Source organism: Clostridium aciditolerans (genome assembly GCF_016316925.1).
GTDB lineage: Bacteria > Bacillota > Clostridia > Clostridiales > Clostridiaceae > Clostridium_AM > Clostridium_AM aciditolerans.
This window is the reverse complement of record NZ_JAEEGB010000037.1, coordinates 106,767-133,181: the sequence shown is the minus strand read 5'-3', so window position 1 is coordinate 133,181 and position 26,415 is coordinate 106,767. Positions and strand designations below refer to the sequence as shown.

Annotated in this window: 29 protein-coding genes; 25 read left to right on the top strand and 4 right to left on the bottom strand. The window is 31.3% G+C overall.

Annotation, left to right across the window (positions count from 1 at the left end; genetic code table 11):
* Window positions 1–30 precede the first annotated feature (30 nt).
* The 11 genes from I6U51_RS20480 to I6U51_RS25185 all read left to right on the top strand — a co-directional run bounded on the left by I6U51_RS20480 (window position 31) and on the right by I6U51_RS25185 (window position 9,288).
* Window positions 31–708 carry a zinc metallopeptidase gene (locus I6U51_RS20480; RefSeq protein WP_211144419.1) on the top strand — a complete coding sequence of 226 codons (678 nt, stop codon included), beginning with the start codon at window positions 31–33 and terminating at the stop codon, window positions 706–708.
* A 29-nt stretch (window positions 709–737) separates the two neighbouring features.
* Entirely contained in the window at window positions 738–2,066 is a 1,329-nt protein-coding gene (gene rsmB / locus I6U51_RS20475; protein WP_211144418.1) for a 16S rRNA (cytosine(967)-C(5))-methyltransferase RsmB, read from the top strand.
* Window positions 2,067–2,075: 9 nt separating this feature from the next.
* Window positions 2,076–3,122: a dual-specificity RNA methyltransferase RlmN gene (rlmN, locus tag I6U51_RS20470; protein ID WP_211144417.1), complete on the top strand. Its 1,047-nt coding sequence runs from the start codon at window positions 2,076–2,078 to the stop codon at window positions 3,120–3,122.
* A gap of 3 nt (window positions 3,123–3,125) precedes the next feature.
* Complete coding sequence (locus I6U51_RS20465) at window positions 3,126–3,869, top strand: Stp1/IreP family PP2C-type Ser/Thr phosphatase (RefSeq protein ID WP_211144416.1); 744 nt, start codon at window positions 3,126–3,128, stop codon at window positions 3,867–3,869.
* Window positions 3,844–5,745: a Stk1 family PASTA domain-containing Ser/Thr kinase gene (pknB, locus tag I6U51_RS20460; RefSeq protein WP_211144415.1), complete on the top strand. Its 1,902-nt coding sequence runs from the start codon at window positions 3,844–3,846 to the stop codon at window positions 5,743–5,745. Before I6U51_RS20465 ends, pknB begins: the two co-directional genes overlap by 26 nt.
* 123 nt (window positions 5,746–5,868) lie before the next feature.
* Window positions 5,869–6,738, top strand: coding sequence for a ribosome small subunit-dependent GTPase A (gene rsgA, locus I6U51_RS20455; protein WP_211144414.1), 870 nt, complete (start codon window positions 5,869–5,871; stop codon window positions 6,736–6,738).
* Window positions 6,732–7,382, top strand: a complete 651-nt coding sequence (gene rpe / locus I6U51_RS20450; protein WP_211144413.1) for a ribulose-phosphate 3-epimerase — start codon at window positions 6,732–6,734, stop codon at window positions 7,380–7,382. Before rsgA ends, rpe begins: the two co-directional genes overlap by 7 nt.
* Window position 7,383: 1 nt before the next feature.
* A complete protein-coding gene (locus I6U51_RS20445; protein ID WP_211144412.1) occupies window positions 7,384–8,022 on the top strand; it encodes a thiamine diphosphokinase in 639 nt (212 codons plus the stop codon).
* 221 nt (window positions 8,023–8,243) lie between these two features.
* Entirely contained in the window at window positions 8,244–8,366 is a 123-nt protein-coding gene (locus I6U51_RS25190) for a hypothetical protein (RefSeq protein ID WP_281396393.1), read from the top strand.
* A gap of 196 nt (window positions 8,367–8,562) precedes the next feature.
* On the top strand, window positions 8,563–9,078 hold the full coding sequence (locus I6U51_RS20440; protein WP_211144411.1) for an N-acetylmuramoyl-L-alanine amidase: 516 nt from the start codon (window positions 8,563–8,565) through the stop codon (window positions 9,076–9,078).
* Window positions 9,079–9,159: 81 nt separating this feature from the next.
* A complete protein-coding gene (locus tag I6U51_RS25185; RefSeq protein ID WP_281396378.1) occupies window positions 9,160–9,288 on the top strand; it encodes a hypothetical protein in 129 nt (42 codons plus the stop codon).
* 56 nt (window positions 9,289–9,344) lie between these two features.
* Here I6U51_RS25185 and I6U51_RS20435 read toward each other — a convergent pair whose 3' ends face one another.
* Window positions 9,345–9,773, bottom strand: coding sequence for a DUF2935 domain-containing protein (locus I6U51_RS20435; RefSeq protein WP_211144410.1), 429 nt, complete (start codon window positions 9,771–9,773; stop codon window positions 9,345–9,347).
* A 459-nt stretch (window positions 9,774–10,232) separates the two neighbouring features.
* Window positions 10,233–10,424: a 50S ribosomal protein L28 gene (rpmB, locus tag I6U51_RS20430; RefSeq protein WP_066619969.1), complete on the bottom strand. Its 192-nt coding sequence runs from the start codon at window positions 10,422–10,424 to the stop codon at window positions 10,233–10,235.
* A gap of 205 nt (window positions 10,425–10,629) precedes the next feature.
* Between rpmB and I6U51_RS20425 the strand changes: the two genes are divergently transcribed.
* From I6U51_RS20425 to I6U51_RS20400, 6 genes are all read left to right on the top strand, one after another.
* On the top strand, window positions 10,630–10,980 hold the full coding sequence (locus tag I6U51_RS20425; RefSeq protein ID WP_211144409.1) for an Asp23/Gls24 family envelope stress response protein: 351 nt from the start codon (window positions 10,630–10,632) through the stop codon (window positions 10,978–10,980).
* Between the two features lie 16 nt (window positions 10,981–10,996).
* Window positions 10,997–12,658 (top strand): DAK2 domain-containing protein, encoded by a 1,662-nt coding sequence (locus I6U51_RS20420; RefSeq protein ID WP_211144408.1) that lies wholly within the window; start codon window positions 10,997–10,999, stop codon window positions 12,656–12,658.
* 140 nt (window positions 12,659–12,798) lie between these two features.
* The gene (recG, locus tag I6U51_RS20415; RefSeq protein ID WP_211144407.1) at window positions 12,799–14,841 is read left to right on the top strand and encodes an ATP-dependent DNA helicase RecG; all 2,043 of its coding nucleotides are present in this window, start codon (window positions 12,799–12,801) and stop codon (window positions 14,839–14,841) included.
* Window positions 14,842–15,156: 315 nt separating this feature from the next.
* On the top strand, window positions 15,157–15,717 hold the full coding sequence (gene rsmD / locus I6U51_RS20410; protein WP_211144406.1) for a 16S rRNA (guanine(966)-N(2))-methyltransferase RsmD: 561 nt from the start codon (window positions 15,157–15,159) through the stop codon (window positions 15,715–15,717).
* Window positions 15,718–15,722: 5 nt separating this feature from the next.
* Window positions 15,723–16,205 carry a pantetheine-phosphate adenylyltransferase gene (gene coaD / locus I6U51_RS20405; RefSeq protein WP_211144405.1) on the top strand — a complete coding sequence of 161 codons (483 nt, stop codon included), beginning with the start codon at window positions 15,723–15,725 and terminating at the stop codon, window positions 16,203–16,205.
* A gap of 12 nt (window positions 16,206–16,217) precedes the next feature.
* Complete coding sequence (locus I6U51_RS20400) at window positions 16,218–16,742, top strand: ATPase (RefSeq protein ID WP_211144404.1); 525 nt, start codon at window positions 16,218–16,220, stop codon at window positions 16,740–16,742.
* Here the strand turns inward: I6U51_RS20400 and ylbJ are convergent.
* Both ylbJ and I6U51_RS20390 read right to left on the bottom strand, forming a co-directional pair.
* Complete coding sequence (gene ylbJ / locus I6U51_RS20395; RefSeq protein ID WP_211144403.1) at window positions 16,725–17,894, bottom strand: sporulation integral membrane protein YlbJ; 1,170 nt, start codon at window positions 17,892–17,894, stop codon at window positions 16,725–16,727. The genes I6U51_RS20400 and ylbJ overlap by 18 nt on opposite strands.
* A gap of 179 nt (window positions 17,895–18,073) precedes the next feature.
* Window positions 18,074–19,300, bottom strand: a complete 1,227-nt coding sequence (locus I6U51_RS20390; RefSeq protein WP_211144402.1) for a nucleotidyltransferase — start codon at window positions 19,298–19,300, stop codon at window positions 18,074–18,076.
* 527 nt (window positions 19,301–19,827) lie between these two features.
* On the opposite strand from I6U51_RS20390, the gene pta reads away from it, so the two are divergent.
* The 8 genes from pta (at window position 19,828) to I6U51_RS20350 (ending at window position 26,382) form a co-directional block, all read left to right on the top strand.
* A complete protein-coding gene (gene pta, locus I6U51_RS20385; protein ID WP_211144401.1) occupies window positions 19,828–20,835 on the top strand; it encodes a phosphate acetyltransferase in 1,008 nt (335 codons plus the stop codon).
* A 60-nt stretch (window positions 20,836–20,895) separates the two neighbouring features.
* On the top strand, window positions 20,896–22,095 hold the full coding sequence (locus I6U51_RS20380) for an acetate kinase (protein WP_211144400.1): 1,200 nt from the start codon (window positions 20,896–20,898) through the stop codon (window positions 22,093–22,095).
* Window positions 22,096–22,192: 97 nt separating this feature from the next.
* Entirely contained in the window at window positions 22,193–22,696 is a 504-nt protein-coding gene (locus tag I6U51_RS20375) for a YceD family protein (RefSeq protein ID WP_211144399.1), read from the top strand.
* Window positions 22,697–22,710: 14 nt separating this feature from the next.
* Complete coding sequence (rpmF, locus tag I6U51_RS20370) at window positions 22,711–22,893, top strand: 50S ribosomal protein L32 (RefSeq protein ID WP_178910758.1); 183 nt, start codon at window positions 22,711–22,713, stop codon at window positions 22,891–22,893.
* A 162-nt stretch (window positions 22,894–23,055) separates the two neighbouring features.
* Window positions 23,056–24,072: a phosphate acyltransferase PlsX gene (plsX, locus tag I6U51_RS20365; protein WP_211144398.1), complete on the top strand. Its 1,017-nt coding sequence runs from the start codon at window positions 23,056–23,058 to the stop codon at window positions 24,070–24,072.
* 164 nt (window positions 24,073–24,236) lie between these two features.
* Window positions 24,237–24,467 carry an acyl carrier protein gene (gene acpP, locus I6U51_RS20360; RefSeq protein WP_211144397.1) on the top strand — a complete coding sequence of 77 codons (231 nt, stop codon included), beginning with the start codon at window positions 24,237–24,239 and terminating at the stop codon, window positions 24,465–24,467.
* A 126-nt stretch (window positions 24,468–24,593) separates the two neighbouring features.
* Complete coding sequence (gene rnc, locus I6U51_RS20355; protein ID WP_211144396.1) at window positions 24,594–25,301, top strand: ribonuclease III; 708 nt, start codon at window positions 24,594–24,596, stop codon at window positions 25,299–25,301.
* Entirely contained in the window at window positions 25,294–26,382 is a 1,089-nt protein-coding gene (locus I6U51_RS20350; protein WP_211144395.1) for an elongator complex protein 3, read from the top strand. Before rnc ends, I6U51_RS20350 begins: the two co-directional genes overlap by 8 nt.
* Window positions 26,383–26,415 lie beyond the last annotated feature (33 nt).

Here is a 26,415-nt window from a genome sequence, read left to right as displayed (position 1 = left end):
TTAAATTAGGTAGAGGATGGAGGAGTAATTATGTATTTTGATAGCAGCTTTATTATATTAATCCCTGCATTAATTATAGCGGCCTATGCTCAATTTAAGGTTTCATCTACTTTTGAAAAGTATTCAAGATATGGAAGTCGCAATGGATATACTGGGGCTCAAGTTGCAAGAATTCTTTTAGATAGCAATGGATTATATAATGTTCCTGTAGAGGTGATTCCAGGTAAGCTTACAGATCACTATGACCCTACAAAAAGAGTCATGAGATTATCACAAGAAGTTTTTTATGGCAATTCTGTAGCAGCTATAGGTGTTGCTGCACATGAAACAGGCCATGCAATTCAACACAGTAAGAATTATGCACCTTTAATAATAAGAAATTCTATAGTGCCTGTAGCAAACTTTGGTTCTAGCATTTCATGGATATTATTTGCTGCAGGTTTGGTCTTTGGATTAAATGGATTGGTGAATATAGGAATACTCCTGTTTTCAGCGGTAGTTATTTTTCAAATTATAACGCTGCCAGTGGAGTTTAATGCATCAAGTAGAGCACTTAAGATTTTAGATGCGAAAGGAATATTGTACTCAGAGGAACTATCAATGGCTAAATCAGTATTAAGTGCTGCGGCAATGACATATGTAGCTGCTGCATTAACAGCTATAGCAAATCTGTTGAGATTAATAGTTATTAGTAGAAGAAATGATTAAATAGATTAATTTGAAGTAGAGGTAAAATAATGGATAACGCTAGAAGAACAGCAGTAAAGGTATTAGGTGAAGTGCTGCAAAAAGGTGCATTTTCTAATATTGTATTAGGCAGAGAACTAAATAAATCAAACTTAAATGATAAAGATAGAGCATTAGCTACGGAAATAGTATATGGAACATTAAAGTATAAGTATACTATTGATGTTATATTGAATTATTATATAAAGAGTGACTTAGAAAAGATGGATGGAGATATTCTAAACATTCTTAGAATATCTCTTTACCAGATGATATATCTAGATAAAATTCCTGAATTCGCTGTAGTTAATGAGGCAGTAGAACTGGCAAAAAGAAATTCAATTAAAGGTTCTAGGCTTGTTAACGGTGTGTTAAGAAATTACTTAAGGAATAAGGATATAAACTATTGTGATGAAAAAAACAATACAGAACAACTAAGTTTTAAATATTCATTTCCAAAATGGATAGTAAATTTATTTATAAGTCAGTATGGAACAGAAGATGCAGAAAGAATACTAAATGGTTTGAATATGATTCCTGCAATCACAGTAAGGGTTAACAATTTAAAAACAGAATATGAAGATGCATGGAAGCTGTTAGAAGATAATGGATACGATATTGAAGAGGGGAAAATATGTCTAGAAGCCATTATAATAACTAAAGGAAGAAATGTGGAGGATAATCCATTGTTTAAAGATGGATTAATAACTGTTCAAGATGAGAGTGCAATGTTAGTTGCGCCTTCTATGGATCTAGAAGAGGGTATGACTGTTTTAGATTTATGTAGTGCACCAGGAGGTAAAACATGTCATATTGCCGAGATTATGAACAATATTGGCGAAGTATTTGCTTTTGATATTCATTTAAGTAAATTGCCAATGATTGAAGAAAATGCTAAGCGACTTGGAATAAAGAACATTAAATGTAATGTTTTAGATGCCACAAAATATGATACAACATATAAAGAGAAAGCAGATAGAGTACTTATAGATGTTCCTTGCTCAGGACTTGGAATAATAAGGAAAAAACCTGAAATTAAATGGAATAAGAACACTAATGCTATGAAAGAACTCATTGAAATTCAAAGGCAGATTATGACAAATGCTTGTAAGTATGTTAAGCCAGGAGGAAAGCTTATTTATTCTACTTGTACTATAAATAAAGAAGAAAATGAAGAAAATATAAGATGGTTTATCAAAAGACATAGTGAATTTACTTTAGAACCTCTTTACTATGGAGAGTCAGATAATATCATTTATCATAAAGAAGGATACATGACTATCCTGCCTGATAAGCATATGGATGGATTTTTCATTGCCAAAATGATAAGACGTAGGTAGGTGTAATATATGTATAATATTCTTGATTTTAATCCTGAAAAATTAAAACAATGGATGAAAGAAAATAAAGAGAGTGAATTTAGAGCTAAACAGATATTTGACTGGATATATAAAAATATATGGGATTTTGACCAAATGACTAACATTCCTAAAAATACTAGAGAAAAATTAAAGAATTCCTTTTATATAGAAATACCTGAAGTAGTTCATATGTACAAATCAAAGCTTGATGATACTTTTAAATTTCTTTATAAATACAAAGATGGGAATATAATTGAGTCAGTAGTAATGAAGTATAAACATGGTAATTCTATATGTGTTTCTACTCAAATAGGCTGCAGAATGGGATGCAAATTTTGTGCTTCAACATTAGAAGGCATAGTTAGAAACCTAAGCAGTGGCGAGATTTTAGCACAAGTGTTAAAGTCGCAGGAGCAAATAGGTGAGAGAATATCAAATATAGTACTTATGGGAAGTGGAGAACCATTAGACAACTATGACAATGTAATGGAATTTTTGAATTCTGTAAATGCTGAGTATGGGTTGAATATAGGACAGAGACATATAACTCTCTCCACCTGTGGAATAGTGCCTAAAATCATAGAATTGGCAGATAAAAATATGCAAATTACTCTTGCTATATCTCTTCATGCACCAAACGATGAATTGAGAAAGACAATGATGCCTGTAGCATATAAGTATTCTATTGATGAAGTAATAAAAGCTTGTAAATATTATATTAGTAAAACTAACAGAAGAATAACTTTTGAGTATGCCCTTGTTAACGGAGTTAACGACACTAGAGAGTGCGGATTTCAACTGATTCAACTCTTAAAAGGAATATTATGCCATGTGAACTTAATACCTGTCAATGAGGTGAAAGAAAGAGAATTTAAAAAATCTTCTTCAAATAACGTAAAAGATTTTTATGAAATGTTATCAAGCCATGGAATAGAAACTACTATTAGAAGGGAAATGGGATCTGATATTAATGCTGCTTGTGGGCAACTAAGAAGAAGTTATCTTGAATCTAAAAATGATTTAAAAGGGGTGTAGAAAATGGTGGGGATGCTATCCGATATAGGTAACGTTAGAAAGATAAATGAAGATTCAGTGGGGTATTACAGAGATGAGAATTTTGGTATCTACATTGTTGCTGATGGAATGGGCGGACATAATGCAGGAGAGGTCGCGAGTAAGGTAGCTGTGGATGCTACTATATCTTATATAAAATCTTTAAATAATCTAGATGATATGGAAAGTATTCTAATAGAAAGTATAAAGATGGCAAATAAACAAATTTTTGAGCTGTCAAAAAGTAACGATGGTTTAGTTGGAATGGGGACAACTATAACGGCTTGTTTAGTAAAAGGTAAGGAAATGGTTGTAGCTAATGTTGGAGACAGCTGCTGCTATATAATGAAACATAATGGTATAAGTAAAATAACAAAAGACCATTCATTAGTTCAGCAGTTACTTGATGAAGGAAGTATTACTGAAGAGGAAGCCGTAAGCCATCCTAATAAAAATATAATAACAAGGGCACTAGGTACAAATGTATCTGTGGAAATAGATACATTTAACATAGACTTAGCAGATGTGCTGAAGGTAATTTTGTGTAGCGACGGCTTATCTAATGGAGTTAACAATAGTGAAATGTATGATATAATATTTAATAATAATAATGAGAATGCTTGTATACAGTTAATTGAACTTAGTAAGCTGAAAGGTGGAAGAGATAATATATCAGTTATCGTATTTGAAGGAGAGTGTGAAGATGATAGGAACTATGCTAGGGAATAGGTATGAGTTGTTAGAAAAAGTCGGAGAAGGCGGAATGGCTATAGTTTACAAAGCTAAATGCCACTTGTTAAACCGCTTCGTTGCTGTAAAAGTTTTGAAAGATGAATATTCTAGCGATAAAGAGTTTGTTGAAAAATTTAAAAGAGAAGCTACTGCTGTTGCAAGCCTTTCAGATAACAATATTGTCAATATTTATGATGTTGGTACTCAAGAAGATATTAATTATATAGTAATGGAATATGTTAAAGGCAAGACTTTAAAGGAGATAATACGTGAAGAGGGCAAATTAAATACACCTAGAGCTATCAATATTGCCTCTCAGATAGGAAAAGCTCTTGAGTGTGCTCATAGGAACAATATAGTACATAGAGATATAAAGCCTCATAATATTCTTGTTACTGAGGAGGGAGTAGTTAAGGTAACGGATTTTGGTATTGCAAAAGCATCAAATTCAGTTACAATAACTAATTCCAGCAAGGTAATGGGATCAGCACATTACTTTTCACCTGAGCAGGCAAGAGGAAGTTATGTAGACTGTAGAACAGATATATATTCCCTTGGAATAGTAATTTACGAAATGGTTACTGGAAGAGTGCCTTATGACGCAGAAAGTCCAGTATCTGTTGCTTTAAAGCATATACAAGAACCTGTAGTGCCGCCAAGGCAATTGAATGAAAAAATACCAGAAAGTTTAAATAAGCTTATTTTAAAGTGTGTGGAAAAAGAGCCTATAAGAAGATATCAAAATATAAAAGATATGCTTGGCGATTTAAAGAAAATAGAAAATAATCAAAGTTTTAATATTGCATCTAATGCCTCAGACAACGATATGACAAGAGTGATGGATCCTATAGTAGTAGATGATAACTACAAAAATAGTGAAGAATATGATGATGAACCAGTACAACGTAGAAATGTAATCGGAGCTAAAAAAAGAAAGACACTAATTGGAATTACTATTGCAATACTTGTAGTAGTTATAGGAGCTGTATCAGGATTTTATGCATTTGGTAAGATGACAAATGGATCTGGAGATACTACTGTGCCTAATATAGTTGGAATGAATCAAGATGATGCTAAAAAACTTGTAGAAGATAAAAAGCTAAAGTTTGTATCAATTGGAAAAGAAAAGAGTGATAAGCCAGAAGGAACTGTGCTTAGAGTTTATCCTACTGAAGGTACAAAGGTAAAAGCAAATTCTGAAGTTAGAGTTAGCATAAGTGGAGGGCCAGATAAGTTGGGAGTACCAAGTGTAGTAAATCTAGATTTAGCTGCAGCTAAGGAGATTATAATCAATAGTGGGTTAAAATTAGGTAAAGTAAATTATCAATATAGTGATACTGTTCCTAAGAATTCCGTTATAAGTCAGGATCCAGAAGCAGATTCCAATGCAAGTGCTGATACTAGCATAAATTTAATAATAAGTAGCGGACCTAAAATTAAATATGTTAACGTGCCTAATGTAGTGGGAAAAACAGTAGATGATGCAGTAGCTTCCATAACTAATTCAGGTCTTAAGGTTTCAAAGAGTGCAGTAGAAACTAATGATAAATCTCAAGATGGTAAGGTAATAAGTCAGAGTGTACCATCAGAACAACAAGTTAAAGAGGGTACAACTGTTAACATAACTTATTATAAATATAAAGAATCAGAGCCAAAGCAGCCTGGTGATGGAACTGGCCAAGGTGGAGGTTCGACTGGTGGTGGAACTGACCAAGGTGGAAATTCAACTGGTGGAGGAAATCAGCAAGGGGGAGGATCTAACACTGGAGGAGGTTCAAACACTGGAGGAGGTTCAACCGGTGGAGGAACTAATCAAGGTAATCAAAATAATACAGGTACAAATACATCAGGTAGTGGGAAACAAAATCCATAATAAAGTATGGTTCTACGGAGAAGTTTATTTACATTGAATTTAAATTGAAAGTAAAGAGTGAGAGAAAATCAATAAAGGTTATTAATTCTTCACTCTTTACTAAAATTAATAATAGGAGGATTTATGCAAGGAACTATAGTAAAAGGAATAGGTGGATTTTATTATATAAAGGTAAGTGAAGGAATAGTTGAATGTAAAGCAAGAGGTAAGTTTAGACATAATGAACTTACTCCTATGGTTGGAGATAAAGTAGAAATTACTATTAAAGACGGAAAAGGCGTTATAGATAAAATTTATCCTAGAGATAACGAACTGATCAGACCAGCAGTAGCAAATGTTACCCAGGCTTTAGTTGTATTTGCTTTAAAAAATCCTGAAATAAATGAAGACTTACTAAATAAGTTTTTAATAAATTGTGAGTACAATAATTTAAAAGTAATAGTATGTTTTAACAAGTTAGATTTAATATCTGAAGAAGAGAGAAATGAAATAGTAGATATGATAAAAAGTGCAGGTTATGAAATCATTTTCTTAAAGGCAAAAGAGGGATATGGTATTCAAACAGTGAAAGAAAAGCTAAAAGGTAATGTAACAGTACTATGTGGACCCTCTGGTGTAGGTAAATCCACTATTTTAAATACAATAGCAGGAAGAGAACTTATGGAAACAGGAGAAATAAGTGAAAAACTTCGCAGAGGTAAGCATACAACAAGACATAGTGAACTTATTGATATAGGGGAAGGTTTTATTGTAGATACCCCTGGATTTTCTTCTTTGGATTTAGATTTCTTATCGAAGGAAGGATTGGAACACTGTTTTCCGGAATTTGGTGATTATATAGGATGTTGCAAATTTACTGGATGCCTTCATTTTAAGGAGCCGGGATGTGCTGTGAAAGAAGCTGTTACTGATGGCACAATAAATAACAAAAGATATGAATTTTACATAAAAACGCTAGAGGAAATAATGAGTAGGAGGAATAAGCAATGGTAAAGATAGCCCCTTCAATATTATCAGCAGATTTTTCTAAATTAGGAGAAGATATTAAAAGCCTAGAAAAGTACGGTGCAGATTTCATTCATATAGATGTAATGGATGGAATGTTTGTACCCAATATATCATTTGGAATACCTATAATGAAAGGTATAAGAAAAATCACAAATCTCACTTTTGATGTACATTTGATGATTGAAGAACCAGCAAGATATGTAGAGGATTTTGTCAAGGCTGGTGCAGACATTATTACAGTACATTATGAAGCCGATAGACATATAGATAGAACTATAAACTATATAAAAGGCTTTGGTGTTAAGGCAGCAGTAGCTTTAAATCCTGCTACTCCTGTAGAAAGCATAAAACATTTAATTCCTAATTTAGATATGGTGTTAATAATGTCGGTAAACCCAGGATTTGGTGGACAGAAATACATAAATTATTGTTCGGAAAAAATTAAAGAAGTTAAAGAATTGAGTAATAAGTATAACAAGAATCTTATGATCCAAGTAGACGGAGGAATAGGAAAAGGTAATATAAAAGAAGTTGTAGATTGTGGGGCTAATGTAATTGTCGCTGGTTCAGCAGTATTTAAAGATGGCAAAATAGAAGAGAACATAAAGGATTTAAAAGGGGAATTTTAAAATGAAAGCAGTCTTGATGTCTGGAGGTACTCCTCCATCTTATGAGCTAATAAATAAAGAACTGAAAGATAGTGATTACTTAATTTGTGCTGATAGTGGAGGAAACTTTTTATATAAACATCAAATAGTACCTAATTACCTTATGGGAGATTTTGATTCCATAGACAAAGATGCTTTAGACTTTTTTTCAAAACACAAAGATTGTAAAGTAGAAAGAGTTCCGGAAGATAAAGACTTTACAGACACAGAATTTATTTTTAGCAAAGCTATAAAATTAGGAGCAACTGAAATTGTACTTCTAGGATGTACAGGTACAAGAATAGATCATATGATGGGTAATATAGGAATACTTCAGAAATGTTTAGAACTAAACGTTAAAGGATATATAAAGGATGATCATAACACAATTACTATATCGAACAAGTCAATAAAAATAAAAGGTGAAAAAGGATCTGAATTTTCTCTTCAAGCATATTGTGAGTGTGTGAAGAATCTAAATATAATAGGTGCAAAATATAAACTTGTAGATTATAACCTAGGACTAGGAGATTCTCGTACTATTTCTAACCAATTTTTAGATACTGAAGTTGAAATTTCTTTTAAAAAAGGAACTATTCTTATATTGTATAGTAAAGATTAATAAAATAAATATATACCAATATTATAATAAGAGTAGCTGATAATAACTGTTAGCTACTCTTATTGCTTTAGGCATTTTTAATAGATCCTAACATTAAAAAATTGCTATAATTATGTAACAATAAAGAGAGTCAATGCATATAATATTATAGAGCAATTTTAAGGGATAATAATATGTCAAGAAAAATATTCCGTAAAAGGAAAAGAAAAAAAGTGGGGCTAATGATCGCATCAATTGGAATTGGAATAGTAATAACTTTTATTATCCCAGTATGGGGATGGATAATAGCTGTAGGTGGGGCATTGATTTATTGTGGGTGGTACTTAATGGAAAATAATAAGTAGGAGGTATGTCTTATGAAAATAATTACTATTAAACTTCCAGGTTTTTTATCTACCATTATAAAATTTTTTAAAAGAAAGAAATAATTATTAGTTTACTCCTCTTGTCAATAGAAGAGGAGTTTTATTTTTAAGTGTAAAGTTCACTATTTTGCTCTGCTTTCATATTATGATTATGAAAGTAAGGGAGGGTGATCAGATGAAAATTGCTTTAGACATAGGCCATAATTGCTATCCTGATACAGGTGCATCATATATAGGTGATGAAAATGCTATGGTAGTTGATGTAGGTAAAAGAGTTGTATCCAAGTTACAAGCATTGAGATATCAAGTGATTGTTGTTACACCTACTGCTTGCTCAAGTGTATCTGATAGTTTATGGCAAAGAGTTAATAAGGCAAATAATTCAGGCGCAGATCTATACGTAAGCCTTCATGAAAATGCAGGTGGTGGACGTGGGACTGAGATATGGATTGGCAGTGAAAGTGGAAGAAGTGTCGCAGAGAATATTCTTAAGGAAATTGTTTCTTTAGGATTTGCTAACAGAGGTGTAAAGGTTCAAGGAATCGATGGACATCATCTGTATGTGTTAAACAATACTACAATGACTTCTTTACTTATAGAAGGGTGTTTTGTAGACTCACAAGAAGATATGAACAGATTTAATCCTGAGTCTATGTCAACTGCAATAGTAAATGGAATAGTTGGCCTGTAACCTGAAAAGAGCTATTCAAATAATTTAGTATTAAAATCTTCTAGTGTGGGCAAGTTAATGTTGAAAAGGGGTGACAACGATATGCCAACCAAAGGAGAAAAAAAGAGAAAAAATGATAATAAAGGCCAAAATCCAAAAACAGCAAATCCTATTACAATGGATGTTGACACTAATATGAAAAAGCCTGTAAGAGGTTTACCAGAGGTTTAATTATTTTAAGATTATATAGGAAAAGGCAGCCACAAATTGATGAGGCTGCCTATTTGTTATATTAGCTGTCTGTTGAGGTCGGTCATCAATTCATACATGAATCTTTGCTCGTGAGTTATATGATTTAAAAGAGTTTGCCATACCTTATCTTCTTTGCCATATTGTTTTACCTCTGGCAGTATAGATAGGAAGTGATTATCGTGGATTAAGAAACTTTTTATAAGTCCTCTTACCTGTATTGAATGAGCTTGAAAATTATATGGATTTCTTTGAATGTTAGATCTAACAGCTTTAACTTTTTTATTAAGCTCGGTAAAATCATTGTGAACATCCATTAGATTTTTTAATGTACCTTGGGATAAGTTTTTATTAGTTAAGGAAGCCACAGTTTTTATAAAGATAGGATGCTCGCTAGATATCTCTGTCCAAAGTAGAAGTTCGTTAAGAATACAGTTAAGTCCATTAGCATAAGTAAAACAATACATTAAAAATCCTCCATAAAAATATTACATACAATAATATTATATGAAGAAGTAGAAAGAATGTTCAAGTTAAGTTTGCCTTATTATAAAGATATAATTAAAGGATATAATAAATATTAGAAGATAATAGGAAGCAATTATAAAGAAAAAAGCCTAGAAACATAGTTTCAGGCTTAGTAATTGTATCTATATGTATCTTAATAAATATAATTTTCATCTTAAAACAACTAGATAAAAATATGTGCTCCTTTGAATTGCCTAAGTATTATAAGTTTAGATTCAATAAGTAAAAAATTTATAGCATAACAAGTTTCATAAAAATGTTATTACGATTACTATATTAAATTAAGGTTCAACTTTAGGATTGCAAAGGAGCTAAATATTGTAAAGTAATGTAATAATTTACAATATTAATGCAAGAAACAAAAATGCAATTGTTTAAACAACTGCATTTTTTATTCCTTATATTGCACGTTGAACCTTTCCTGAACGAAGGCATCTTGTACAAACATGTATAGTTTTTGGTGTTCCTTCAACTATAGCTTTAACTTTTCTTATGTTTGGAGCCCAAGTTCTTTTGGATTGACGGTGTGAGTGGCTGTATTGTACACCAAATACAACGCCTTTATTGCATATTTCGCACTTTCTTGACATTATAAACACCTCCTTAACAAATTGTGAAGAAATATATCTTCTCAATTCAAACATTAATTATTTTACCACATAACATAGAATTTTTGCAAGTATATTATAAAATTAAATAGTAAAAATAACATTATAAATAATATATTTCCTTGAATAAATCTCTTATTTAATATAAAATATGTTATATGGTCTATGACAGGAGGAGGATTTTATTATGATAGGTAACATCACCAGTGAGAACGGAATTATAGGTTATTCAGAAGAAGTGGTTGCCAATATTGTAGGTGTCTCAACTATGGAGTGTTATGGTGTAGTTGGAATGGCATCTAGAAATGCTAAAGATGGACTATGGGAATTAATAAAGAGTGAAAACTTAAGCAAAGGTGTGAAAGTTCGTTCTAAAGAAGACGGATTATCTATAGAGCTATTTATTATGGTTCAATATGCAACTAAAATATCAGTTATTGCTAATAATATAATTCAAAAAGTAAAATATAATGTGGAAAATTATACAGGTCTTAAAGTTTCAAATATTACAGTAAATGTTCAAGGTGTTAGAGTCTAGGAGGTAGTTTTCAAATATGAAGTACTTAAATATAGATGGCCAGTGTTTTTACAATATGGTTGTGCATGCAAGCAATAAGCTAGAGGCTCAAAAGGATTATGTAAATTCATTAAATGTTTTTCCTGTACCAGATGGAGATACGGGTACGAATATGTCTATGACATTTAGAAGTGCAGTATCTGAAATTAAGAATATGAAGGATAAGTCTATAGAGGAAATAGCTAAAAAACTAGCTAAAGGTGCTTTAATGGGAGCACGAGGTAACTCAGGCGTAATACTTTCGCAAATATTTAGAGGAATTGCAAAAGGTCTAGAAGGAAAAAGTGAGGCCAGTTCTGAAGAGTTTGCAAATAGTTTGATGGAAGGTTCAAAATCAGCTTATAAGGCTGTTATGAGACCAACAGAAGGCACAATTCTTACTATCATAAGAGCAGCAGGAGAAAGCGCTGTTAAGTCAAGTAGTGAAGATGTAGAAACGCTTTTTAAAGAGGTATGCGAGTATAGCAGACTTATTTTAGATAAAACTCCTGAAATGCTGCCAGTGCTTAAAAAAGCAAAAGTTGTAGATGCAGGAGGAATGGGATTATTAATAATACTCGAAGGCATGTATGAAGTTCTAAAGGAAAATATGAAGAAAGTTGACATTACAGACACTAATGAGTCTGTGGCTGGACCAGCTAGTAAAAATATAGTTGAGCAGGATATCAAGTTTGGTTATTGTACTGAATTCTTTATTATTTCAAATAGTACAGATGTAGATAGCTTTAAGTCTGAATTAGAGGCTATAGGAGATTCCATGGTAGTTGTGAAAGATGACGATATTGTAAAAGTTCATATACATACTAATGATCCTGGCATAGTTCTTTCTAAAGCTATTAAGTTAGGTGAGTTGTCAAAAATTAAGATTGATAACATGAGGGAGCAGCATAGAAATATACTAAATGTGGAGAATGAATCCTATAATGAAAAAGCTGCTTCTAGTGAAAGTGAAGAAACTCATGAGTTAGAGAATACGGAATTGAAAAAATATGCATTTATATCAGTAGCTATGGGTAGTGGAATAAAGAATATTTTTGAGGATTTAGGTGTGGACTTCGTAATTGAAGGAGGACAGACGATGAATCCAAGTACTCAAGATATACTTGAGTGTATAAATAAAATAAATGCAGAAAATATTTTTGTTCTCCCAAATAATAAAAATATAATTATGGCGGCAAATCAAGCAGCAGAGTTAAGTGATAAAAATGTAAATGTTATTGCTACTAAAACAATACCTCAGGGTATAACAGCGGTTACGGTATTTAATCCTGACTTAAGTGTTGGTGATAACATACAAGCTATGGAACAAGGCATAGATATAGTAAAGACTGGTTCAGTAACTTACGCTGTAAGAGATACTGAGATGGATGGTAAAACTATAAAAGAAGGTAATATCTTAGGTCTAGTTGAAGGAAAGATACAAGATGTAGGAGAAGACATCTTTGGAGTATGTGAAAATATAATTTCTTCAATGGTTGATGAGGATAGTGAGTTAATTACAGTTTTTTATGGTCAGGATTGCGAAGAGGAAAAAGTAAAAGAATTCATAGAAAATATTCAAGAAAAATATGAAGATGCTGATGTTCAATACTATAATGGACAACAGCCGCTATATTACTTTATTGTTTCTGTTGAGTAAAAAAAGCCTTAAGGCTTTTTTTATTTGCAAAATTATATGATTTTGATGTATATTGGTATGGATATTAATATAATAGTTGATTTAAATAATATAAGGCTATAAGATAAAATTTTATAATTTTTAAAAATGGAGTGATTTCATTGGATGTATATAGTGATATAACTTGCTTAAAAGGGGTAGGACCTAAAACTGGAGAAAATTTAAAAAAATGCTGTATCTTCAGTATTTTAGATTTACTATTGTATTTTCCAAGAGATTATGAGATGATCTCGTCTTGCAGCTCTTTAACGGATGAAAAAAACATTGGTAAATTAATAATAAATTGCAAAGTTGTAAAAATAGATAAAGATATAAGAACTAAAAATGGAAAAACAATTTCTACTGTTATTTTTAATGATGGTAATAATATATTTAAAGGAAAATGGTTTAATCAACCTTACATGAAAAATTACTTTAAAATAAATTGTGATTATACTATAATGGGGAAATTACAAGATTTTAAAGGCGAAACTTCTATTATAAACCCAACATTAGTTAAAAATAGATCAAATGAAGAAAATTCTGAAAAGATAATGCCTAAATATCCTCTCAAATCTGGAATAACAAATAGTTTAATAGCAAAATTGGTAAATTATGTTCTTAAAGATGTAGATATAGATGAAAATCTTCCAGAATGGATAATAAATAGATATAAGCTATGCAGTTTAGATAGGGCAATAAGAATAATACACAACCCTTCTAGTATGAAAGAACTACAGGAAGCTAGAAGAAGGCTTAAGTTTCAGGAGTTATTCACATATTCACTAAAAATACTAATGCTTAAAAATTATTTTAATGAAAATAAAAAAGGAATAGCTTTTAAAATAAGTGATGAATTAAAGCTTTTAAAAGAAAAATTACCCTATGATTTAACAAAGGCGCAAAATAGGGTTATCAGGGAAATATTGATTGATCAAAAAAAAGAAAGCCCGATGAATAGGTTAGTTCAAGGTGATGTAGGAAGTGGTAAAACTGTTGTGGCTCTCATTTCTGCCTTTAACATAATAAAGAACGGTTATCAGGCTGTTATCATGGCACCTACAGAAATATTAGCTACTCAACATTATCTTGAAGCAGAGAAACTATTTGAGGATTTCAATATTAATGTTAAATTATTGTGTGGCAGCACTACTCAGAAAAATAAGGAAGAAATAAAAAGAGATTTGAAGGATGGAAATATAGATTTAATAATAGGGACTCATGCTCTTATTGAAGATAATGTTGAGTTCAAAAACCTTGGAGTGGTAGTTACCGATGAACAGCACAGATTCGGTGTAATGCAGAGGAGTAGGTTAACAAATAAAGGTAAAAACGTAGATACTCTGGTTATGACTGCTACGCCAATCCCTAGAACTTTAAGTTTATACCTTTACGGAGATTTGGATGTATCTGTGATCGATGAGCTTCCGCCAGGAAGACAGAAAATAGAAACACATTATATAAAAGAAGACTTAAAATATAAGGCATATAATTTTGCACTAGAGGAAATAAAAAAAGGGAGGCAGGTTTATATAGTCTGCCCGCTGGTAGAAGAAAATGAAGATTTAGATTTAAGTTCCGTAGAGAACTTATATAGTGAATTGAAAGAGGAATACTTCAGCGAAATACCTATAGAAATACTTCATGGGAAAATGACACCTAAGATTAAAGATGAAGTTATGAATAGATTTAAAAGTGGAGAAGTTAAAGTTGTTATATCTACTACAGTCATAGAAGTAGGCATAAATGTACCTAATGCCACACTTATGATAATAGAAAACGCAGAAAGATTTGGACTCGCACAATTACATCAGTTAAGGGGGAGAGTTGGAAGAGGCCAGCATAAATCTTATTGTATATTAATATCAAATATTAAAAATGATATTATAAGAAGAAGAATGGAGATAATGAAAAGCAGCAATGATGGCTTCTTTATTGCAGAACAGGATTTGAAAATTAGAGGGTCTGGAGAAATATTTGGCTTTAGACAGCATGGAGAAGATGGACTTATACTTTCCGATATTGCAGAAGACATAGATATACTAAAGATGGCTAATTTAGAAGCTAAAAAGCTTATTGAAAGTAATAATGAAAAAGATATTAAAATTAAAAATGAAATCTTTAAAAAAATAGAACAAACCTCAAAATTCATTTGCTTTAACTAATGTTTATTAGAGTAAGTACAGTAGGCTAAATGAATACAAATTGTGATACATTTTTACATGGTAAGTAAAAAATTTTGTATAATATAATTTTATATGTTAAAATATTATAGTAAAATGACTATAATTTAGAAACAACAAGGAAAAATTAGGAGGTTAAAGTCCTAAATGGACTTTAATAGGTAATTTTGCTAGGTAAAAGTTCTAAATGAACTTTTACGGGTAACTTGTGAGCGGAAGCGAAAATATTAAGTTACCTAGTACCCGAAGGGAAGCAAGCCAAATTACCCAGTGTGACCACTAAAAGGAGGAAAAATCATGAGAATTATCGCAGGTCTTGCTAAGGGTAGAAAAATTCTGTCACCAGTTGGCATGGATACTACCAGACCTACTTTAGATAGAATTAAGGAATCTATATTTAGTATAATACAAAATAGAGTTTACGGTGCTACTGTAGTGGATGTGTTCTCAGGCACAGGAAGTTTAGGGTTAGAAGCAGCAAGTAGAGGAGCTAAGGAATGTTATCTAGTTGATAGAGACAAAGTTACATTTTCATTTTTGACTAAAAATGTTGAAAATTTGAACTTTGGAGAAACATGTAAATGTCTCAATATGGATTCATATAAAGCTTTAGAGGAACTTTCAAAAAGAAAAATAACTTTTGATATAATTTTTCTAGATCCGCCTTATTTGAAGAATCTAATTCCACCAGCAGTAGAGATAATAGAGAAAGAAGGATTATTAGACAAAGAAGGCATTATTGTAACTAAGATTGATACCAAGGAGGAGTTATACCAGGGTACAGAGAAAATTATTCTTGTAGATCATAGGAGATATGGCAATACAACTGTATGTTTTTACAGATATAAGGAGGACTAACAATAATGAAAACAGCAGTTTATCCAGGAAGTTTTGATCCAGTAACTAATGGACATTTAGATATAATAAGAAGATCCGCTAAAGTATTTGATGAAGTAATAGTAGGAGTACTTGTAAATCCTCAAAAAAAAGGCCTTTTTGATATTGAAGAAAGAGTCGAATTAATTCAAAGAGTAGTTAAAGACATTCCAAATGTAAAAGTAGAAAGTTTTAGTGGACTTTTAATTCACTTTATGAAAAATAAAGGTGCTAAAGTTATAATAAAAGGTCTTCGTGCCGTATCTGATTTTGAGTATGAATTTCAAATGTCTCTTATGAACAGTAAATTAGATCCAAATATAGAAACGGTATTTATGATGACAAGTGCAAAAAATTCATTTTTAAGCTCTTCATCTGTAAAGCAAGTGGCTATGTTTGGGGGATGCATTAAAGATTTAGTTCCAGATGAAATAATACCTGATATTATAAAAAAGGTTAGCCACCTTTAGGGGGGAAAAAGTATGGATGTAATAAAATTACTGGAATATCTTCATGAGATAATAGAAACATCATCAAAGGTTCCTATGATGGGAAAAGTTGTGGTGGATAAAAAAGAAACATTGGAAATAATAGAAAAAATAATTCATCATATGCCAGATGAGTTGAAAAAGGCTCAATGGGTTATCGAAGAAAAGGAAAGAATATTAAGTGAAGCAATGCAGGAAGCAGAAAACTTAAAAAAAGAAAATTTAAATCTACTTAGAAAGCAAATAGAAAATCATGATATTACTAGAGAAGCAAATATGAGAGCAGAAGAGATTATTGCTTCTGCTCAGAGAAATGCAAAGGCAGTAAGATTGGGTGCTAGAGACTATGCAAATGCAATTTTAAATGACTTAGATAGAGAGCTAACTGCAAAGAAAAATCAACTCCTAGAAGTTTTAAAAGGTGATCTAGAAGAATTTGTTATTGATTTAGAGCGCAATGTAAATCTAAAAACTAATGAAATTAGACAAAACGTAAAGGAACTAAGGGAGATGAAATAAATTTTTTATTCTAATAGTAAACCATGGAAATACTAGAGCTAAAATTGTTACTATAAATATAGCTGATATTTTATCTTGAGTAAAATAATTATACATAAAGGCCTGCTCTGAAAAACTTAATAATCCTTTTTCGTACATTACTATGCTTAGTATGGAACATATACAGCCTTGAAGAATTTTTCTCAAGGCATATTTTTTTATTGATATATCAAATTTGTATGTAAAAGAATAAACCTGAGCTATAATGGATAAACCGCTGAATGTAAAAAGAAAGCTTACAAGTGCGAGTTTAATTGTAATAGATGCGTTGGAAGAGGCAATTAAACTACATCCATTAGTCATTTCAATTATTCCTAAGGTAAATCCTTCGACTATATCTTTCGATATATGGGTTAAAGTTGATATATGGTACATGAACACATTAAACAGATAATTTGTTTTAAGTATATTATTTACAACTGAAAAAAGAGTTACAAATCCGCCTATAGATAAACAAGTTTTTATAGAACCTTCTATACTTGATTTAAGAATATTTCCTATATTTGAAACTGAGTAAGTGTGCTTTTCTTCATAGATATTCTTTATATTAATTTTAACCCTATTAGGGAGAACTATACCCATTATTATACAAGAAAGTAAATTTGACAAAAGCAATATATATCCTATATAGGAACTTTTAAGCATAGATATACCTACTGAACCAAGAACAAATAATGGGCTTGCATTTGAGGCTATATTAAGAAGTCTTTCACAAGTTTTTAAATCTATGATGTTTTTCTCGTATAAGTCACAGGCGTATTTTGCTCCTAAAGGATAACCACATAACAAACTAATAATTAGTACGAAATTACAGCTTTTAGGAAGCCTAAGGGGCTTGCATATGATGTTTCCTAATGCTTTGGAATATATATGAATACCATCATAAGCTAGCATTATATTTGATACTACCAAAAAAGAAAAAAGTGATGGGAAAACCTTGTAAAAAAAGAGCAATGCTCCTGATATAACCCCATCTATGCATACTTTAGGTGCAGCTATTATTTGCAGTATCAGCAGAGAACAGAGTATAGTTACAAAAATGTTTTTGTTTTTTAATAAATATATTGTTAGTATAAGAATAAGTATAATTATTATATAAAATAAAATTTTCAAATTACAATCACCTACTTTTTGTATTAAGTTTAAGCATATAAAAGTGTTCAGGATATAAGCTAAATGTGCTTTAGTAAATATAATTTACTAAAATTATATTTAAAGTTTTCACTTCTTATTCTAACTTTCAGCATTTAATTATTAATACAAATTTAAATAGGTGATTAAAAAATATCTATTTATTTAATCATGATAGGACTTATCAAATAATCAGAGTTAGGATTTATATTTTTATTTAGTAAGCTATAAAGCCTTGTTCCTTGTATATCTAAAGAAAGAACATCATCTAAGTTCTTTGGAATTTTTGTGTATATAGGTATTGAAGATTCTTTCTTCATATCTTTTAACAGTTTTAGGCCATTACTATTAAATCCTAAGACTCTAGCATAGGGGCATTTCTTTTTTCTTAATTCATAAGTATTGAAATTTTCAAAACCTATAAAGAATTGACATAAAATCCTACTAATACGCGAGTAGGTATATCTTTTAGTCTTGATAGAATTAATAAGCTTTTCATAGCTTTCAGCATCTTCTAAAAATTTATATATCCTATTATGAATACCTTCAGATACGTCTGGAAGCTGCTCTATGGCATCTTTATGTAATATATATTTATACTTAAGGTATGGAAGCATCAAATCTTCAGAAGAAAAGGTATAATTGTTTTCAAATAATGAAAGTAGTAAATTATATGTATTTTCAGGTACATAATTTTTAACTTCACTAATGTTTTTCGTATCTTTAATATGTTTTCTTATTGACGATGCGCTGGACAATTCACCTTCGAAGTGCGTACTGTTATAATCACTGCCCTGTCTTTGTATGGAGTATGGTTTTATAGAACTTTTTAACCTTATAATACTTTTACAATATTCTATTCCGAGTATATTGTTTGAAGAAGATAAAACTTCTTCAATGCTAAAATTCGACAAAAGATCAGTGTTATAATTACCAATAAAGTCTGATAAAGCTTTACTTCTAGCACTTGGATAAGCTAATCCCAGTTGAAGCTTTTGTTTTAGAATATCTTTATACTCATCTGGCTCGTCGGATAGTATATTAGCTATATCATATAACACTTTAGAGTCTCCGCATTCACTTCCAAAGCATATATTATCAACTACTCCTAAGCTATTTAGGAGACTTACTGCGCCGAAAGAAAAAAATTCAGCGGAGGATAGGCTATATATCAGAGGAAGCTCTATTACAAGATCAACTCCATTCATTAATGCAGCCTTTGCTCTGCTCCATTTATCAACCATAGCAGGAATACCTCTTTGAACAAAATTACCACTCATTATAGCAATAATATGGGAGCAACCTGTTAATTCCTTAGTCTTATTAATATGATGTAGGTGTCCTTTGTGAAAAGGGTTATACTCAACTGCAATACCAGTTACACTCAATGTTTATTCCTCCTTTTAGTGGTCACACTGGGCAATTTTGCTCATCTCTCTTCGGGTACTGGGTAACTTAATATTTTCGCTTCCGCTTACAAGTTACCCGTAAAAGTTCATTTAGAACTTTTACCTAGCAAAATTACCCGTTAAAGTCCATTTAGGACTTTAACCTCCTAAATTACCAAATTATAAATAATTATATTTATTTTTGTTTTAATCAGCAAGATTTATTTTATTAACTATTAAGCAAAAAAAACTAGAATAAATATAAATATAAAAAATAAATATCATATAATTGCAATTTGTGAATATAATAAAAAACCAGATAAACTATTTGAAATTTTAATTTAATTTTAAAAAGTGCAATATTATGAATAGAATATTGCAATAATATTACAACAAATTAATACAAAAATAGTATTTTTGTTAGATATGAAATTATTGAAAAACACATTAAAAAAGGATTATATTATAAGTGTATGCAATTTTAGCTTGTTTTCATTTTATTTTTATTTTTGGAGGGAGAGACGAATATGTCAAAGTTAATGAAGCAAGTTTGGGCAAAAGCTCAAGCTGACAAAAAAAGAATTGTCTTACCTGAAGGTGAGGAAGAAAGAAATCTTCAGGCATGCGGTAAAATAATGCAAGAAGGTCTTGCTAACGTTATTCTAGTTGGATCTGAAAAGGTAATTAGAGACAAGGCTGTAAGTTTAGGAGTAAGTTTAGATGGCGTTGAGATACATGATCCTGAAACTTCAGATAAAACTCAAGAATATGCTAATGGATTTTATGAGCTAAGAAAGAACAAAGGAATGACTCTAGAAAAAGTAGATAAAATCGTTAGAGATCCACTATATTACGGAACAATGATGGTTAAATTAGGTCATGCTGATGGATTAGTTTCAGGAGCTATACATACTACTGGAGATTTATTAAGACCAGGACTTCAAATAATTAAAACTGCACCAGGAATATCTGTAGTTTCAAGTACATTCATAATGGAAGTACCTAACTGCCAATATGGTGAGAATGGTATGCTTCTTTTTGCAGATTGTGCAGTAAACCCATGCCCAACTGCTGAAGAGCTAGCATCAATAGCAATAAGCACAGCTGAAACTGCTAAAACTCTTTGTGGAATGGAGCCAAGAGTTGCAATGTTATCCTTCTCAACTATGGGAAGTGCACAACATGAATTAGTAGATAAAGTAAGAAGAGCTACTGAACTAGCTAAAGAAATGAGACCTGATTTAGATATAGATGGAGAATTACAATTAGATGCTGCTATAGTTAAGAAAGTAGCTGACTTAAAGGCTCCAAACAGCAAAGTTGCTGGTAAAGCTAATGTTTTAGTATTCCCAGATTTACAAGCAGGTAATATAGGATATAAGTTAGTACAAAGATTTGCAGGCGCTGATGCTATAGGACCTGTATGTCAAGGATTTGCTAAACCTATAAATGACTTATCAAGAGGATGTAGTGCAGATGACATAGTGAATGTTGTAGCTATAACTGCAATTCAAGCACAAGATCAAGCAAAATAATTAACGTCCAAATTTTTACAAATCGATTAAAGTTTAATTAACCGAAGGGAGAATGTAAGAATGAAAGTATTAGTAATAAACTGTGGAAGTTCATCTTTAAAATATCAATTAATAAATATGGAAAATGAAAATGTATTAGCAAAAGGTCTTGTAGAAAGAATAGGTATTGAAGGTTCAATATTAACTCAAAAGGTTAACGATGAAAAGTATGTAATAGAACAACCAATGAAAGATCATAAAGTAGCTATAAAATTAGTACTTGATGCTCTTATTGATAAAGAGCATGGTGTAATAAGTGATATGTCAGAAATATCAGCAGTAGGACACAGAGTTGTTCATGGTGGAGAAAAATATGCAGGATCAGTATTAATTGATGAAAATGTTATGGAAGCTTTACAAGAATGTGTAAAATTAGCTCCACTACATAACCCACCAAACATAATTGGAATAAATGCTTGCAGAGAGTTAATGCCAAGTACACCAATGGTAGGAGTATTTGATACAGCATTCCATCAAACTTTACCAGAAGAAGCGTTTATTTATGCATTACCATATGAATTATATACACAGTATGGCATAAGAAAGTACGGTTTCCACGGTACTTCACACAGATTTGTTTCAATGACAGCAGCTCAAATGATGGGTAAAAATATAGAAGATTTAAAAATTATAACTTGCCACTTAGGAAACGGAGCAAGTTTATCTGCAGTAAAAGGTGGAAAATCAGTTGATACTACAATGGGATTCACTCCTCTTGCAGGTGTAGCTATGGGAACTAGATGCGGAGATATAGATCCAGCTATAGTGCCTTTCTTAGTAAAAGAAACTGGTATGAGCATTGAAGAAGTGGATAACCTAATGAATAAGAAGTCAGGTGTTCTTGGAGTATCAGGCGTAAGCAGTGACTTTAGAGATATAGAAAATGCTGCAAAAGATGGAAATAAGAGAGCAGAACTTGCTTTAGATGTATTCCACTATAGAGTAAGAACTTCAATAGGCGCATATGCTGCAGCACTTAATGGAGTAGATTGCATAGTATTTACTGCAGGTCTTGGAGAAAACTCAATAACAAGTAGAGCAGAAATCTGTGATGGATTACAATACTTAGGAGTTAACATTGATGCTGATAAGAACAATGTTAGAGGAAAAGCTACAGAAATAAGTACTGCTGATTCAAAAGTTAAAGTATTTGTTATACCAACAGATGAAGAGCTTATGATAGCTAGAGATACAAAGGAAATAGTTGAAAGCGCAAAATAATAAAATATTTCATTATATGACAAAAAATAAATAAATCTTGACTTTTAATGCTCATCTCTATATAATAAATTGTGGCTAATATATAGAGGTGAGCATTATGAAATTGGATATATCTGATCTATTAAAAAAACAAACAGCCAATAAAAAAGTCCATTTGGAGCTTGATAAAGCAAGCTTTTTTGATGGAAGAGAACAAATTAATTTTTTGCAGCCGATTAAATTTGATGGTATACTAGTTAAGGTAGGAGATATCATAACCTTAACTGGAACAGTAGATACTGTTTTAGAATTATCCTGTTCAAGATGCCTTGAAAAATTTGATTATGCTGTAGACTTAGATATTGAAGAGAAGCTTACAACTAACGATGGGGCAAATAAAGATGATGATGTCATCTTTATAGATAGTGATACAATAGATATCACAGAGATTATAGAAAATAATATTATAGTAACTCTGCCAATCAAAAGACTTTGCAGAGAAGACTGCAAGGGCTTATGCCAACAATGCGGTATAAATCTGAATCTTTCTGCATGCAATTGTACGAAAGATGTCATTGATCCTAGATTGGCAAAACTGAAAGATATGTTTTTGACTGATTAAGGAGGTGTAGTACTGTGGGAAATCCAGCGAGAAGATTTTCAAAAGCTAGAAGAGACTCAAGAAGAGCGGCAAACGTTAAACTAAGCCTACCAGGAATAGTTGAATGTCCTCAGTGTCATGAAATGAAACTTGCGCATAGAGTGTGCAAGAGTTGTGGATATTATAAGGGCAAAGAAGTTGTTTCAACTGAACAATAAAAGGAAAGAAAGTCGTATAGACTTTCTTTTTTTTACGTATAGAGAAACTAACTAGAAAGTTAACTGACGCTTAGTACTGCTAGAATCTTTTTAAAAATAGAAATTTATGTTATTATTAAGCAGAAGATAAATCTTAATTAAATTAAAAAGGGATGTGAAACTATGATAGTTGCGGTTGATGGTATGGGTGGAGATTTTGCTCCCGCTGCTGTGGTAGAAGGATGTATTCAAGCAATAAAAGAATATAATGTAAATATAATTATTACAGGTAAAGAAGAGTTAATTAAATCAGAGTTATCTAAATATCAATATCCTGAAGATAGGATTAGTGTATTAAATACTAGCGAAGTGATAAGTACAAATGAACCACCTGTTATGGCTATAAGGAAAAAGAAGGACTCAAGCTTGGTTAAAGCACTAGAATTAGTGAAAGAAGGAAAGGCTGATGCTGTTATATCAGCAGGAAGTACAGGGGCATTAATGACTGGAGCAACCTTAATTGTTGGAAGAATAAAGGGAATTGATAGAGTAGCATTAGCTCCAATAATGCCAGGAAAAAATGCCGCTTTCATGGTGGTAGATGCTGGCGCTAATGTGGACTGTAAGCCTCAATATTTGATTCAATTTGCATTGATGGGAAAAATCTATTTTGAAAGCGTGTTAGGTATAAAAAATCCAACTATAGGTTTAGTAAATATAGGTGCTGAAGAAGAAAAAGGTAATGAGCTAACCAAAGCGGTTTATGGTATGTTAAAGAAAACAGATTTTAACTTTGTTGGTAATGTTGAACCTAGAGAAGTATCAAGTGGAGATGTTAATATATTAGTTTGTGATGGATTTGTAGGCAATACCATATTAAAAATGTATGAAGGTGTAGCTTTAAATATATTGGGTATGTTAAAGCAAGAAATAATGAAATCTTTAACTGCTAAAATAGGAGCTGTTTTGTTAAAACCTGTCTTTAAAGGGTTGAAGAAAAAGCTCGACTATTCTGAACACGGTGGATCAGCATTTTTAGGATCGAAAGGAATTTGTATAAAGGCTCATGGAAGTTCAGATAGCAAGGCATTTAAAAATGCTATAAGACAGGCTTTAAATTGTTATGATAATAATATAATTGAAAAAATAAAAGGTGAATTGGAGAATATATCTCAAATTGATAATATAAAAGAAACGTAGTATATAATTAAAAAATGAAGTTGTCATTGGAATTTAAAGAATAAAAAAACAAATGTATTAATATTTGATAATTTAGAATAATAAATTTAGCACTATTTATATTGACGGTGCATAAGTTATGTAATATTATTTATGTATAAAAGCTTTTAGGAGGTGAGACAAATATGTTTGATAAGATTAAAAATTTAATATCAGAACAACTTGGTATTGACGCTGAAGAGGTAAATATGGAATCATCCTTTATTGATGATTTAGGTGCAGATTCACTTGATATAGTTGAATTAATAATGGCTTTGGAAACAGAGTTTGATTTAGAGATACCAGACGAAGATGCTGAAAAGATAACTACTGTTAGCGATGTAGTTGAGTACATAAAGGCTCATACTGAAGAATAATACTTCAAAAAGTCCCGTTTTATACGGGGCTTTAAATTTGTCTAATAAAATATATGTGCAGTTTATTCTTGAATTTGTTTATCTTTAAAAGCAGACTGAAGAATAAACTTCAGAGGGAGTAGTATTATGGCAAACAATGGAAAAATGTTTTTAGAGGAATTAGAAAAAAAATTAGATATTAATATACAAGATAAAGATCTTTTAAGGGAGGCTGTGACTCACAGTTCCTACGCAAATGGAAAAAAGAATGTAAAGTTTAATGAAAGATTAGAATTCTTAGGTGATTCTGTACTCCAACTATGTATATCTGAATTTTTATTTACTAATTACTCGAATAAATCAGAAGGAGAGCTTACAAAACGAAGAGCTCTGATAGTATGTGAAAACTCACTTTATGAAATAGCAAAGAAATGGGGAGTTGGAAAATATATTAGAATGAGTAAAGGTGAAGAGCTTACAGGAGGTAGAGAAAGAATTTCTATACTCGCAGACTGTGTAGAAGCAATAATAGCTGCAGTTTACGTTGATAACGGATTTGAAAAAGCTAAAAAGTTTATTATTGATAATTTTAAAGATATTATAGAGAAGGCTATAAAGAATAAAATAATACTAGATTATAAAACTAAGCTTCAGGAAGTTATGCAGCAAAATGGAGATGTATGTATAGAGTATTCTCTAATAAAGCATGAAGGTCCACCACATAGAAGAAAGTTCTATACAGAGGTTTCTGTAGATGGATCAATTCTAGGTAGCGGTGTTGGATACAGCAAAAAGGAGTCAGAACAAAATGCCGCACAAGAAGCATTGAAGACTTTGGAGGAAGAGAATGAGTAAGCGCCATTATATAATACCTATATTTGTACCTCATGAAGGATGCCCTCATAATTGTGTATTCTGTAACCAGGGTACAATTACAGGTAGCAATGAAAAGGTAGATGCTAAGTTTGCTAGAGATACAATAGATCAGTATCTTAAAACTATGAATAGAAAAAATTCTGTTATAGAGGTATCTTTTTTTGGAGGCACTTTTACAGCAATAAGCTTAGGGAAACAGAAAGAACTTTTGTCTATAGCCAAAGAATATAAAGATAGAGGGGACATAGATTTTATACATTTATCTACAAGACCGGATTATATTGACGATGAAATATTGATTAATCTTAAAAATTATTCTGTAGATATAATAGAGCTAGGAATTCAATCTTTAGATAAAGAAGTATTATTAAGGTCTGGTAGGGGTCATTCAGAAGAGGATGTAGAAAGAGCTTCTAAACTTATTAAGCAGTATGGTTTTGTACTTGGTCATCAGATAATGCTTGGACTTCCTGGGGATAGCTTAGAGAAGGACATAGAAACTGCAAAAAAGTCTATTGCTATGAGGCCAGATATTTATAGAATTTATCCAGCTCTAGTTATAAAAAATACACCGATGGAAAGTATGTTCAACAGTGGAATATATAAACCCTATGACCTTGATGAAGCTGTGAACATTGCTAAAATAGTTTATTCAATGGTTATAGCTAATAATATAAAGGTTATTAGGGTTGGCCTTCAGCCTACGGAAGAAATAAACGAGGATGGAGAATTAGTTGCGGGACCTTTCCACCCAGCTTTCAGAGAATTAGTAGAAGGTAGTCTCTATAACGACATGATTTTAGAGAAAGCTTCTAAGGAGTTTAATGGAAGAATTATAATTGTAATCAATGATAAGGATTTATCTAAACTTTATGCAAATAAAAAGAAATTTTTTAATGACATGAAGAAACAATTAAAGACAACAAATGTTGATGTTGTTCAGGATAAAAGTATACTAAGAGGGAATTTAATTTTAAAACAAGAAGAAAAGATCGTAGAAATGTCGATTTATGAATATTTGATAAGAAAGTACAAAGAAGGAAATCTCAGTACTTTATAGAATAATATTCCTATGAATAGAACAATATTTGTA